The organism is Stenotrophomonas sp. YAU14D1_LEIMI4_1 (assembly GCF_003086815.1).
In the GTDB taxonomy this organism is placed as follows: Bacteria; Pseudomonadota; Gammaproteobacteria; order Xanthomonadales; family Xanthomonadaceae; genus Stenotrophomonas.
In genome coordinates this window covers 3,433,985-3,446,028 of record NZ_CP025997.1, presented here as the reverse complement: position 1 = coordinate 3,446,028, position 12,044 = coordinate 3,433,985, and the positions used below count along the sequence as shown (strand labels likewise).

The 12,044-nt window shown below is 67.7% G+C and carries 12 protein-coding genes; 7 read left to right on the top strand and 5 right to left on the bottom strand.

Annotation, left to right across the window (positions count from 1 at the left end; all coding sequences use genetic code 11):
• Positions 1-74: 74 nt before the first annotated feature.
• A complete protein-coding gene (locus C1932_RS15945; protein WP_108762818.1) occupies positions 75-2,069 on the bottom strand; it encodes a bifunctional DedA family/phosphatase PAP2 family protein in 1,995 nt (664 codons plus the stop codon).
• An 85-nt stretch (positions 2,070-2,154) separates the two neighbouring features.
• Between C1932_RS15945 and C1932_RS15940 the strand changes: the two genes are divergently transcribed.
• Both C1932_RS15940 and C1932_RS15935 read left to right on the top strand, forming a co-directional pair.
• Positions 2,155-2,817, top strand: a complete 663-nt coding sequence (locus C1932_RS15940; RefSeq protein WP_108762817.1) for a serine/threonine-protein kinase — start codon at positions 2,155-2,157, stop codon at positions 2,815-2,817.
• On the top strand, positions 2,814-3,320 hold the full coding sequence (locus C1932_RS15935) for a DUF2867 domain-containing protein (protein WP_108762816.1): 507 nt from the start codon (positions 2,814-2,816) through the stop codon (positions 3,318-3,320). The genes C1932_RS15940 and C1932_RS15935 overlap by 4 nt, the downstream gene beginning before the upstream one ends.
• 125 nt (positions 3,321-3,445) lie before the next feature.
• On the opposite strand, the gene C1932_RS15930 is transcribed toward C1932_RS15935, so the two are convergent.
• Positions 3,446-4,126: a hypothetical protein gene (locus C1932_RS15930; RefSeq protein WP_108762815.1), complete on the bottom strand. Its 681-nt coding sequence runs from the start codon at positions 4,124-4,126 to the stop codon at positions 3,446-3,448.
• A gap of 107 nt (positions 4,127-4,233) precedes the next feature.
• On the opposite strand from C1932_RS15930, the gene C1932_RS15925 reads away from it, so the two are divergent.
• The 3 genes from C1932_RS15925 (at position 4,234) to C1932_RS15915 (ending at position 7,117) form a co-directional block, all read left to right on the top strand.
• On the top strand, positions 4,234-5,052 hold the full coding sequence (locus C1932_RS15925) for an NAD(P)-dependent oxidoreductase (RefSeq protein WP_108763472.1): 819 nt from the start codon (positions 4,234-4,236) through the stop codon (positions 5,050-5,052).
• 89 nt (positions 5,053-5,141) lie between these two features.
• Positions 5,142-6,131 (top strand): YiiG family protein, encoded by a 990-nt coding sequence (locus tag C1932_RS15920; RefSeq protein WP_108762814.1) that lies wholly within the window; start codon positions 5,142-5,144, stop codon positions 6,129-6,131.
• Between the two features lie 35 nt (positions 6,132-6,166).
• Entirely contained in the window at positions 6,167-7,117 is a 951-nt protein-coding gene (locus C1932_RS15915; RefSeq protein WP_108762813.1) for a YiiG family protein, read from the top strand.
• Between the two features lie 63 nt (positions 7,118-7,180).
• On the opposite strand, the gene C1932_RS15910 is transcribed toward C1932_RS15915, so the two are convergent.
• Positions 7,181-8,053, bottom strand: a complete 873-nt coding sequence (locus tag C1932_RS15910) for an ion transporter (RefSeq protein ID WP_108762812.1) — start codon at positions 8,051-8,053, stop codon at positions 7,181-7,183.
• Positions 8,054-8,116: 63 nt separating this feature from the next.
• Between C1932_RS15910 and C1932_RS15905 the strand changes: the two genes are divergently transcribed.
• The gene (locus tag C1932_RS15905; RefSeq protein ID WP_108762811.1) at positions 8,117-9,343 is read left to right on the top strand and encodes an acetylornithine transaminase; all 1,227 of its coding nucleotides are present in this window, start codon (positions 8,117-8,119) and stop codon (positions 9,341-9,343) included.
• A gap of 114 nt (positions 9,344-9,457) precedes the next feature.
• Here C1932_RS15905 and C1932_RS15900 read toward each other — a convergent pair whose 3' ends face one another.
• Entirely contained in the window at positions 9,458-10,066 is a 609-nt protein-coding gene (locus C1932_RS15900) for an HAD-IA family hydrolase (protein ID WP_108762810.1), read from the bottom strand.
• Positions 10,067-10,169: 103 nt separating this feature from the next.
• On the opposite strand from C1932_RS15900, the gene azu reads away from it, so the two are divergent.
• Positions 10,170-10,619, top strand: a complete 450-nt coding sequence (gene azu, locus C1932_RS15895; RefSeq protein ID WP_108750995.1) for an azurin — start codon at positions 10,170-10,172, stop codon at positions 10,617-10,619.
• Positions 10,620-10,742: 123 nt separating this feature from the next.
• Here the strand turns inward: azu and hemL are convergent, their stop codons facing one another.
• Positions 10,743-12,032, bottom strand: coding sequence for a glutamate-1-semialdehyde 2,1-aminomutase (hemL, locus tag C1932_RS15890; RefSeq protein ID WP_108762809.1), 1,290 nt, complete (start codon positions 12,030-12,032; stop codon positions 10,743-10,745).
• Positions 12,033-12,044 lie beyond the last annotated feature (12 nt).

Below are 12,044 nucleotides of genomic sequence, written 5' to 3'. Positions count from 1 at the left end.
CCGGATGCCGTAGAGGCCTGCGTTTGGTAGGTGCGCACCTTGGTGCGCACGCTTTGCCATGCCCGGCGGCTCCCTCACGGCTGCGTCTGCACCCTCAACACCGGCAGCCCGGTTTCGCGGTGCACATCCTCGCGCTGCGGCAGGCCCTGCACGGCGTCCTTCACCGCGTTGAACGCCGGATCGACGCCGCGCACCGGGTGCCACATGCCGATCCACTCGAAGTGCCGTTCATAGCGCAGGGTCTGCGCACTGCCCAGCCACAGCGGCACCGCGCCGGGCTGCAGCTGCGCCGGCGCCGGCCACAGGCGCAGCACGTAGCGCTCATCCGGGCGCGCGCCCTGGCGCACCATCAACAGCGCTTCCACCCGCGTATCCAGCGTGGCCGGCAGCACCGGCAGCTGCTCGGCGCCGGTGTTCTTGTCCAGCATCAGCAGCGCTTCTTCCCAGCCGGCCTGCGCCTGCACCTGCCAGCCGCGGGCTTCAAGCTGGGCCTGCAGCGGAGCCAGCGGGCCAGCCACCTGCACATCCAGCGGCCAGCGCTGGTCATCGTCGAATTCATTGCGGCGCGCCGGCAGTGTCGCCCAGCCCTGTTGCCACCAGGCCTGCCGATCCATCGCCAGCGGTGCCGGCAGCGCCGGTTCAAAGCGCTGCAGTTTCACCGGAATATTGCGCGGCGCGTACCACATGGCCGCCAGTGCGAACACGCCGTAGAACAGCCAGGCCACCGGCTTCACCCAGAACGAGCGGTTGAAGCGGCGGCGGTAGGCGATGCCCAGCACCAGCAGCCAGAACGTGCCGAACAACATGCCGCCGATCACGTCGCTCAGCCAGTGCGCGCCCAGGTACAGGCGGGCAAAGCCGATCAGGCTGACCACGATGCCCGACACCAGGTAGGGCCACACGCGCGTGCGCCCGGGCATCTCGCGCGCGATCAGCACGGCGAAGAAGCCGAAGGTGATGGTGGCCATGGTGACCGAGACCGACGGGAAGCCGAAGCCACTGCTGGCATCCAGCGGGCGCACCACGTCCACCGTGGCGCCCAGCAGCATGGTCAGGGCCAGGCCGAAGGCCAGCGCCGCCAGCCAGTGCGCGGCGGCCATCCAGCGCCGGCGCCACACCAGATAGCCCATGCCGGCGGCGGTGGCCGGCAGCAGCACCTGCCAGGCACCCAGTGAGGCCAGTGCCGCCATCGGGTAGTCGGCCAACGGGTTGCGCAGCGCCAGCATGGCCTGGTGCACCCACAGATCGACGGCCAGCGGTTCGCCATGCGCCACCACCACCGTCAACAACGCGAACCAGCCCCAGCCCAGCACCAGCAGCATCAGCGCCAGCATGGCCAGTGGCACCGATTCGCGGCGCTTGGGGTCGAGCACGCCCACGGTGTAGCGGCCCAGGGTGGGGTGGCGGTTGGACCAGTCCAGCAACCGGGCCAGCCAGTGGTCCATGCGCGCGGCCGACCAGCGGTAGCCATACAGCACCAGCGCCCAGACCACGCCCATCAGCACCACCAGTAAGCCGATGACCACCACCAGGCGGCCGGCGACGGCGGCCACCGCATCATAGGCTTCACCCAGCACCCAGCCGGGGGCAAGGAACAGCAGTGCCCAGGAAATGCTGGCGATGCCGCTGGCCTGCACGTAGCGGCTGGCCGGCATGTTCATCATGCCGGCGATGGCCGGCACGAAGGGCCGGATCGCGCCGACGTAGCGGGCCACCAGGATGCTCTTGAACGCATTGCGGCGGAACAGGTTCTCGCCGCGATCCAGCAACTGTGGGTAGCGGCTGAAGGGCCACACGCCACGCAGGCGATCGCCCCAGCGGCGGCCGATCCAGTAGCTGATGCCGTCACCGGCGAAGGCACCCAGTGCCGCCGCCGCCACTGCATACGGCCCGGAGATCTGCCCCAGGCCAATGAACACACCCACCGCGAACAGCAACGGCAGTGCCGGCACGATCGCGCCCAGGATGATGACCGCATCGCAGAAGGCGATCAGAAAAATGACCGCACCCGCCAATACGGGGTGAGCGGCAATCCACGCAAGCGTGGCGTCGATCCATGAAGAGTCCATTGCACGATTATAGATGCGTGAAGGTGACTGGTTCCCAGCCGCTTCGTGACCGTTTGCAACCACCGCCATCGCCTAGAATGGCCGCATGCCGCACATGCCCGACGCTCCATCACACGCTTTGAAGGCCGACAGCTTCGGCCGCATCCTGCTGGTTGAAGGGCCGCAGGGCCGTTTCGTGCGCCGCGATCTGCGCGCCACGCCACTGTGGCTGCGGCTTCCCGCCTGGTGGCTGGCCCGTCGCGAAGCGCGCGCGCTGCAGTACATCCACGGCATGGCCGACGTGCCGCAGCTGCTGGCCTGGAACGGCCACCACCTGGACCGCAGCTTCATGGCCGGCGATGCCATGTACCAGCGCCCGCCACGGGGCGACGTGGCCTGGTTCCATGCCGCGCGGCGCCTGCTGCAGCAGCTGCACCGCCGTGGGGTGGCACACAACGACCTGGCCAAGGAGGCGAACTGGCTGGTGACCGAGGACGGGCGACCGGCGCTGATCGACTTCCAGCTGGCGGTAATCGGCCACCCGCGCTCGCGCTGGATGCGCCTGCTGGCGCGCGAGGACCTGCGTCACCTGCTCAAGCACAAGCGCATGTACTGCCGCCAGGCGCTGACCCCGGTGGAAAAGCGCGTACTGAAGCGCACCTCGTGGGTCCGCGAGCTGTGGTTTGCGACCGGCAAACCTGTCTATCGGTTCGTCACCCGGCGCATCCTGCATTGGGAAGACAACGAGGGGCAGGGGCCCAAGCCGTGAGCGCAGCGCGTGTGCGGACACGCGCGCCTGGTGCTGGCAGCGTGCTCGCGGGGCAGTTGGCCGGCGCCGATTTCGTGCATGCCTGCCAGGCGCACACCCGGCGCAACGGGCGCACCGCCCTGCAGGCCTACCGCGACATGGCCGCGACCATTCCCGCCTGGTTCGATGGGCTGATGGCCCTGCGCAACCGCGGCATGGCAGTGCTGGGCATGAAAGACCTGGGCTCGCTGCGTGCGGTGCAGGCCGCCGCAGCCCCACGGCCGGGCCAGCGCCTGGGCATCTTCACCCTGCAGTCGCTGGATGACGATGCCATCGTGCTGGAAGACGACGATCGCCACCTGCGCGTGCAGCTGGCCCTGCAATGGCAGGGTGATGTGCTGGAAGTGGCCACCGTGGTGCATACCTACAACGCGTTCGGGCGCGTGTACATGCTGCCGGTCGCGCCGGTGCACCGCCTGATCGTGCCGCACCTGCTGCGCCGGCAGGTGCAAGCGTACCGTTGACGGCGAGTGCCCGGCGGTTCGGTAGATCCACGCCATGCGTGGATGCACTGTAGATCCACGCCAGCGTGGATGCTGTGCAGCAGTCGAGCAAGCTCGACTCTACGGCCCTGCCATGCCCGGCGATGTCATGGGGCGGCAGGTACCAGCTGCTGGCCGATGAAGTTGCGCTGTCCGTCGAAGTCGTAGCCGATCTGCAGATGCCCCACGTCGGGGCAGGCATGGCAGTCGCGCAGTGGCGTGCGGTACAGCAGACGAATGCCGCCGCCGTCCAGCGGCGCGGTGCCGGCGGCCTGTGCCGGCGGGAACGGGGTGGCCTGCGGGTTGGCCTGCAGCACCGCCTGCACGCCAGGGTCTGCACGCAGCGCATCATCCAGCTGCACGGCATCCACATCGATCCGCTTGCCGGACGCATCGACCAGGCGCGTGCCTTCGTTGGTATTCGCGCGGAACGGGTAGGCGACCGTGGCTACGCCCAGGCCATCGTGCTCATGCCAGGCGGTCACGTAGGCCAGCTCGCCGGCGCTGGACAGCTGGCCGGCCGCTGCCACTGCATCGGCGCTGGCCCCGCCATCGCGCATGGCCTTGGCCAGGCAGTCGCGGGTGGCCGCGATGTCGCCCTGGCGGCAGGCATTCAGGTCACCATCCCACACCACCGCCTCGCTCCAGCGCAACGACCCATCGGCGGCCTTGGCAGCGGCAGGCGCGTCGCCGCCGGCAGATGCAGCGCCGTGTTCCGGCGGGCGACCCTGGCAGGCGGCAAGCAGGGCCAGGCCCAGGGCAGGCAGCAGCAGACGGGAACGGCGCATGGCGTACACCTCGTGCGTTGACCGGGGCGCCAGTATCGTCAACGTGCAGTGAACTCCGCGTCGGCGCGGCATACTAGCGGTTCATTGCGTACGCTGGAGTGTGGAACGTGGGCAGTCTGCAGGGCAAAACCCTTTTCATCACCGGCGCCTCGCGTGGCATCGGCCTGGCCATCGCACTGCGCGCGGCGCGTGACGGCGCCAACGTGGCCATCGCCGCGAAGTCGTCGGTGCCCAACCCGAAGCTGCCGGGTACCATCCACAGCGCCGCCGAAGCGGTCACCGCCGCCGGCGGCCAGGGCCTGGCGCTGAAGTGCGACATCCGCGAAGAAGACCAGGTGCAGGCCGCCGTGGCCGCGGCCGTGGATACCTTTGGTGGCATCGACATCCTGGTCAACAACGCCAGTGCCATCTGGCTGCGCGGCACCCTGGACACGCCGATGAAGCGCTTCGACCTGATGCAGCAGGTCAATGCACGCGGCAGCTTCCTGTGCGCGCAGGCCTGCCTGCCGTACCTGCTGCAGGCGCCCAATCCGCACATCCTGACCCTGGCGCCGCCGCCCAGCCTGGACCCGAAATGGTGGGCGCCGCACACCGGTTACACCCTGGCCAAGATGGGCATGAGCTTCGTCACCCTGGGCCTGGCCGCCGAGTTCGGCCCACAGGGCGTGGCGGTCAATGCACTGTGGCCGCGCACCGTCATCGCCACCGATGCGATCAACATGATTCCCGGCGTGGATGCGGCTGGCTGCCGCACGCCGCAGATCATGGCCGACGCCGCGCATGCGGTGCTGGTGCGGGAAGCGGCTGGTTTCCACGGTCGCTTTCTGCTCGATGACGAGGTGCTGGCCGAAGCGGGCGTGACCGATCTGTCCGGCTATGCGGTCGATCCATCGCGCGCTCTGCTGCCGGACCTGTTCCTGGACTGACTGCGGTAGAAACACAGCGGGGTTGAGCCGGCCATCACGGCGGGCTCGGCTAGAATACGCGGCTGTAATCGTTTTCAAGGATGGTCCGCATGCCCCGTATTCTTTCTTCCACCGCGCTGGCTGCTGCGCTCGCGCTTGCCCTGTCTGCCTGCGGCAACACACCTGCTGGCGACCCGGCCACGACGGGCTCGGCCGAGCAGCGCGGTGCGACGGCTGCCGTGGACGCGCAGCAGCAGCTGACCGCCAAGCTCAACGCCTACATCGGCTGCTTCAACGCACTTGATTCAAAAACGCATGACAGCATCCAGTCCTACACGCGATGGATCAAAGATGTCGACGCAGGCCCCACCGGTCGCGAGTCGAGCATCTACGGGCCCTTCGAGATCAGCGATTACGACATCAAGCAGTGCGATGCGCCGCTGACGGAAGCGATCGCGGCCCAGCCTGCACTGGCCGAGCTCGATGACGCTGCCGGCCGCTACCAGCAGGCGCTGAAGGCGCTGGCGCCGGTCAGCAAGGAGGCCCACGACTATTACGAGCGGCAGGATTACGAAGACGACCAGTTTGCCAAGGGCAAGCAGATGCACGGCCCGCTGATGGCCGCGTTCAAGCAGTTTGTCGCAGCGAGCGAGCAGTTCAACGCTGAACTCGAACGCCAGAACGATGCCGCGCAGCGTGAGCAGCTGAAGGTGCTGGAGCAGGCCGAGGGCCGCACCCGCGAGTACTACCGCCTGGCGATGATGCTGGAAGCCAAGGCCATCGTGGAACTGATGACGCAGGACGCGTTCGACACGGCCAAGGCGCAGGAGCGTCTTGACGCCTTCAACCGTATTTCGGACGAAGCGCATGCCAAGGTGGCAGATCAGGAGCCCGGCAAATCCGATTGGGAAGGCTTCGAGCGCGAAGCGGAGAACTTCCGCCGCCAGGGCAAGGAACGACTGCAGCGTGTCAGCGAGAAAAGGGCCTACAGCAGGTTCGAACGCGGCATGCTCGATTCGCCGTCGATGGCGCCGCAGGGCTCGCCGGGCAAGCTGATGCAGGAATACAACGCGCTGGTCTTCCAGAGCAACCGCCAGTAAGGCGGCCTACTGTTTTTTGCAAGCAGGGAACTGAATTGAACGCTTCTGTAGGTGTACTGCCGGTGCTGCTGCTGGGCGCCGTGGCCGGTCTGGCCGGCTGCGACCAGTCCACCGGCCTGTCGCTGGCCGATCCCAGCCTGGCCAAGGTCAACGCCTATATCGAGTGCTACAACGGCGTCGAGCAGCCCATCCACGAGGGCTTCGAGAGGTACACCGGCTGGATCAAGGATATCGAGGCCGGCCCGACCGGCAAGGAAGCGCAGCCGCGCTCGCCGGGCAAGGTGCTGTCGCACCGCGTGGAGTACTGCGGCCAGCCGCTGACCGACGCGCTGGCGATAATGCCGGCGATGCCGATGGACGCGCCGGTGCGTGACTACCAGCAGGCCTTCCAGGCCCTGTACGCGAAGATCGAGCAGGCCGATGGCTACTTCAGCCGCGAGGAATTCCGCCGCGATGGTGGCGAAGGCATGCGCAGCCAGCACGCACCGCTGATGCAGGCCCATGCGGCCTTCTTCAAGGCCAGCGACGCACTGGACGTGGCACTGGAAAAGAACGAGGAAGACCGCCGTGCCGCGCAGCTGAAGCAGATCGAAGAGAGCGAGGGCCGTTCGCCGGCGTACTACCACCTGCGCCTGGTCGGCGACGGCAAGCAGCTTGCGGTGGCCTTCCAGGATGAAAAGCCGGACGTCGCCGCGCTGCGCACGCGCCTGGCGGATTACGAGGCGCTGGTTAAGGAAATGCAGGCCGCCGGCATCGGCAAGGACGACCCGATGTGGGGCCATGTGCAGCGCTCGGCCGACATGCTGATCCGCAAGGCCGGCCGTGGCATCGAACGCATCGAGCAGGGCAAGCCGATCAGCGCCGAAGGCCTGGCCGCCGAGCGCAAGGCTTCGGGCAGCTGGGTCACCTCGGCCCCGGAAGGCGCGCAGTCGGACATCCTGGACGCGTACAACGACCTGGTGACCACCAGCAACCGCATGCATTGACCGGCGCATCCACGCATGGCGTGGATCTACCGGGTAGCGCCGGGCCATGCCCGGCGTGTGCATTCAACGGTTGAACGTATCCGGCAACGGGCCGCCACATCTGCGGCAATGGCGCGCGTCGGGCTCGTGGCCTTCCAGCCCGCAGTGCGGGCAGCCGCGGCCGTCGCGGCGCGCGGCCAGTTCGGCTTCGCGCATGCTGCTGGCCAGTTCGGCGGTGTAGATGCCGGTGGGAACGGCGATGATGCTGTAGCCGATCAGGATCAGCACCGAGGTGACGAAACGTCCCAGCACGGTCTGCGGCACGATATCGCCGAAACCGACCGTGGCCATGGTCACCACCGCCCAGTACATGCTGGCCGGGATGTTGCTGAAGCCGTGCTCGGGGCCTTCGATCACGTACATCAGGGTGCCGGCGATGATCGTGATGGTGATGACCGTGAACAGGAACAGCAGGATCTTGCGCCGGCTGCGCCACAGCGACTGCAGCAGGATGCCGCTTTCTTCGATGTAGCGGGTCAGCTTCAGGATGCGGAACACGCGCAGGATGCGCAGCGCACGCACCACCAGCAGGCTCTGTGCGCCGGGCACGAACAGCGACAGGTAGGCGGGCAGGATCGAAAGCAGGTCGATGATTCCCCAGATGCTGACCGCATAGCGCAGCGGGCGCTTCACCACCGCCAGGCGCAATAGGTACTCGATCGTGAACAGGGCAGTGAAGACCCATTCGATCACGTACAGCCCATCGGACCAGGCCACGTGCAGGTGCTGCACGCTGTCGATCATCACCACCAGGATGCTGGCGATGATCGCCACCACCAGGATCAGGTCGAAATTGCGGGAGGGCCGGGTGTCGTGCCGGTAGATGATGTCGAACCAGGTGCGGCGCCAGCCGGACGCGGTGGCGGGGTTCAGTTGGGGGGCGGAAAACGGTCGCATCGGTGCATTGTGCCGCAGGGGCTGGGGGGCGAGAATGGGGGTTCCTGAATCCTGCCCACTGCCATGACCGCCGCTACCGATCCGCTGATCTCCCTTTCGCACTACTACCTGCCGGTCTACAAGCCCCGCCAGGTGGTGTTGGAGCGAGGCCAGGGCGCCCGCGTGTGGGACAGCCAGGGCCGTGAATTCATCGACCTGGCCGCCGGCATTGCCGTGTGCGGCCTGGGCCATAACGACCCTGACCTGACCGCCGCCCTGGTGGAACAGGCCAGCAAGCTCTGGCACACCAGCAACGTGTTCTACAGCGCACCGCCGCTGCACCTGGCCGAAGAACTGGTAAAGGCCAGCCGCTTCGCCGAGCGCGTGTTCCTGTGCAATTCCGGCGCCGAAGCCAATGAAGTGGCGATCAAGATGGTGCGCAAGTGGGCATCCAGCCAAGGCCGCCCGGCCGACAAGCGCGTCATCATCACCTTCCGCGGCAGCTTCCACGGCCGCACCCTGGGCGCGGTGACCGCCACCGCCCAGCCGAAGTACCAGGAAGGCTACGAGCCGCTGCCAGGTGGCTTCCGCTACATCGATTTCAACGATGAAGTTCAGTTGGAAACCGCGATGGCCGCCGGCGACGTGGCCGCGGTGATGCTCGAGCCGATCCAGGGCGAGGGCGGGGTGATGCCGGCCAAGTCCGGTTTCCTCAAGCGCGTGCGCGAGCTGTGCGACCAGCACAACGCGCTGCTGGTGCTGGACGAGATCCAGGCCGGCATGGGCCGCACCGGTACCCTGTTCGCGCATTGGCAGGACGATGTGGTGCCGGACATGGTCACCTTGGCCAAGGCCCTGGGCGGCGGCTTCCCGATCGGCGCCATGCTGGCCGGCCCGAAGGTGGCCGAAACCATGCAGTTCGGCGCCCACGGCACCACCTTCGGTGGCAACCCGCTGGCCGCTGCGGTGGCGCGGGTGGCGCTGCGCAAGCTGGGGTCGGCCGAGATCGCCGCCAACGTCAGCCGGCAGTCGAAGGCGCTGCGCGATGGGTTCGCCCGCATCAACGAAGAGTTCAACATCTTCAGCGATGTGCGCGGCCGTGGCCTGATGCTGGGCGCGGTGCTGAACACGGATTTCGCCGGCCAGGCCGGTGCCATCCTGGACCACGCCGCCGACCAAGGGCTGCTGACCCTGCAGGCCGGCCCGGACGTGCTGCGCTTCGTGCCGTCGCTGAACATCACCGATGAAGAAGTGGCCGAAGGCCTGAAGCGCCTGCGCGCGGCCATCGCCGCGTTCGTCGCCGCGCGCTGAGCTGCACGTCCTGATGATGGGGTCAGAGCCCTCTCGTACGAGAGGGATCTGACCCCGGATCATCGCAGTGCAGGGGTCGGATCCCTCTCCAGCGGAGAGGGCTCTGACCCCGGATCAGCGCACCCCGTAGCGCTTCAACACCTTCCCCAGGCCCCGCCCGTCGCGCACGGTTTCGGCATGCAGCCCGGCCGCGCGTGCGCCGCGCACGTTGACGAACAGGTCATCCACGAACAGGGTGTGGCCTGGATCGGCATCCAGCCGCTGCAATGCGCGCTTGAACACCGCCGGGTCCGGCTTGCGGCCGCCCAGCATGCCGCTGCACAGCACGCGCGGCTGCAGGCGCGCGTGCAGTTCCGGCAGCAGTTCCGGCAGCACCTGCGCCATCAGGGGGCCGTTATTGGTCAGCACCGCCAGCGGCAGGCCGTCGTCCAAGGCCAGCAAGCGCTGCACCACTGCCGCCTGCGGCCGGCACGCGGCCCGGCGTGCAGCGATCCAGGTCGGCACGTCGACGCTGACGTCCAGTGCGTGGCCGAGCTGTGCCAGATAGTCCTCGGTGCTGACCTGCCCGGCGTCGTAGGCGGTTTCCAGCCCACTGTCGAACAGTGCGGCCTGCACCTGCGCGGTACTGCGCTGCAGGGCCTGCGCCAGATACAGCACGCGCTGCGCGCGCTGGTACTGCAGCAGCACGCCATCCACATCCAGCAGCAACAGTCGTATCTCCATGCCTGCAGCATGCCTGAGCCTGCGCATCGCATGCGACACCCTGTCGCAGCACGTGCGCGCGGTCACTGCCTAGAATGAAGACGACTTGGCAGGAGATGCATTGATGAAGGCTTGGGGCGTGGCAATTGGACTGGGTGCGCTGCTGTTCGCACCGGCGGCAATGGCGCGGGTGTGTGCGGTGAGCATCGACAGCACCGACCAGATGACCTTCAGCAGCCGGCAGATCAAGGTGGCAGCCGACTGCAGCGAAGTGGACCTGACCCTGCGCCACACCGGCAAGCTGGCGGCCACCGCCATGGGCCACAACTGGGTGCTGACCCGCACGGCCGATTACCAGCCGGTGGCCCTGGCTGGCATGCGCATGAGCCTGGCCGACAGCTACCTGCCCAAGGCCGACAAGCGGGTGCTGGCGCATACCAAGGTGATCGGTGGCGGCGAGACGACGCGCGTGCGGTTTTCCACCAAGGGCCTGCAGAAGGGCGGTGATTACACCTTCTTCTGCTCGTTCCCGGGGCATTTCGCGATGATGAAGGGCAGCTTCGTCTTCGGTTGATGCCGTTTGTAGAGTCGAGCCATGCTCGACTGCGCGCGTGCCAACCAGGCCCAGGTAGATCCACGCCATGCGTGGATGGGTGCCCAAGGGTGCCAACCAAGGTCGGCACCCCCCGGAGGCCGCTTACCCCTTGGCGGCCTTGAACGCGATGCGTGCGGCGGCCAGCGTGGCCTCGATCACCGCATCGTCGTGCGCACTGGACATGAACCCGGCTTCGTACGCCGACGGCGCCAGGAATACGCCCTGGTCCAGCATGGCGTGGAAGAAGCGGTTGAACGCCGGAATATCGCAGGCGATGGCCTGGGCATAGGTCTCCACCTTTTCGCTGGTGAAGAACAGACCGAACATCGCGCCAACCTGGGTGGTGGTCACCGCCACGCCGGCTTCGGCGGCCGCTGCTTCCAGGCCGGCACACAGGCGCGCGGTGCGCTCGGCCAGGTCGGCATGGAAGCCCGGCTGCGATACCAGGTCGAGCATGGCCAGGCCGGCGGCCATCGCCACCGGATTGCCGCTGAGCGTGCCGGCCTGGTAGATCGGGCCGGCCGGTGCAATCTGCTGCATCAGGTCGCGGCGGCCACCATAGGCACCCACCGGCATGCCGCCGCCGATGATCTTGCCGAAGGTGGTCAGGTCCGGGGTGATGCCGTAGTGCGCCTGCGCGCCGCCCAGGGCCACGCGGAAACCGGTCATCACTTCGTCGAAGATCAGCAGCGCACCGTGCTGCGTGCACAGCGCGCGCAGGTGCTGCAGGTAGCCCTCGCGCGGCGGAATGCAGTTGGCGTTGCCCACCACCGGTTCGATGATGAGGCCGGCGATCTCGCTGCCCTGCGCCTCGAACAGCGCGGTGGCCGCTTCGAAATCGTTATAGGGCAGGGTCAGGGTCAGTTCGCTCAGGCCCGCCGGCACGCCCGGCGAGGTCGGCACGCCCAGGGTCAGCATGCCGCTGCCGGCCTTGACCAGGAACGAATCGCCGTGGCCGTGGTAGCAGCCTTCGAACTTCACGATACGGTTGCGGCCGGTGGCGCCGCGCGCCAGGCGGATGGCCGACAGCGTGGCTTCGGTGCCCGAATTGACCATGCGCACCATTTCGCACGACGGCACCAGCCGGGTGATGGTCTCGGCCATGGTCACTTCGGCCGCGCACGGCGCGCCGAAGGACAGGCCGTTGTCGATCGCCCGCTTCACCGCCTGGCGCACGGCCGGGTGGTTGTGGCCGACGATCATCGGGCCCCACGAGCCCACGTAGTCGATGTAGCGGTTGCCGTCCACGTCGTACAGGTAGGCGCCGTCGGCGCGTTCGACGAAGAACGGTTCGCCGCCCACCGACTTGAACGCGCGCACCGGCGAATTGACGCCGCCCGGCAGCAGCTGCTGGGCGCGGGAGAACAGGGCGTGGGACTGATCGTGGTTCATGGGGCTTTCCTG

What these genes read in the sequence shown, in the direction of transcription:
- C1932_RS15900 (WP_108762810.1), bottom strand. Translation starts at nt 10,066, where the DNA reads ATGGAGATACGACTGTTGCTGCTGGATGTGGATGGCGTGCTGCTGCAG.
- C1932_RS15920 (WP_108762814.1), top strand. Translation starts at nt 5,142, where the DNA reads ATGCCCCGTATTCTTTCTTCCACCGCGCTGGCTGCTGCGCTCGCGCTT.
- hemL (WP_108762809.1), bottom strand. Translation starts at nt 12,032, where the DNA reads ATGAACCACGATCAGTCCCACGCCCTGTTCTCCCGCGCCCAGCAGCTG.
- azu (WP_108750995.1), top strand. Translation starts at nt 10,170, where the DNA reads ATGAAGGCTTGGGGCGTGGCAATTGGACTGGGTGCGCTGCTGTTCGCA.
- C1932_RS15930 (WP_108762815.1), bottom strand. Translation starts at nt 4,126, where the DNA reads ATGCGCCGTTCCCGTCTGCTGCTGCCTGCCCTGGGCCTGGCCCTGCTT.
- C1932_RS15945 (WP_108762818.1), bottom strand. Translation starts at nt 2,069, where the DNA reads ATGGACTCTTCATGGATCGACGCCACGCTTGCGTGGATTGCCGCTCAC.
- C1932_RS15940 (WP_108762817.1), top strand. Translation starts at nt 2,155, where the DNA reads ATGCCGCACATGCCCGACGCTCCATCACACGCTTTGAAGGCCGACAGC.
- C1932_RS15910 (WP_108762812.1), bottom strand. Translation starts at nt 8,053, where the DNA reads ATGCGACCGTTTTCCGCCCCCCAACTGAACCCCGCCACCGCGTCCGGC.
- C1932_RS15905 (WP_108762811.1), top strand. Translation starts at nt 8,117, where the DNA reads ATGACCGCCGCTACCGATCCGCTGATCTCCCTTTCGCACTACTACCTG.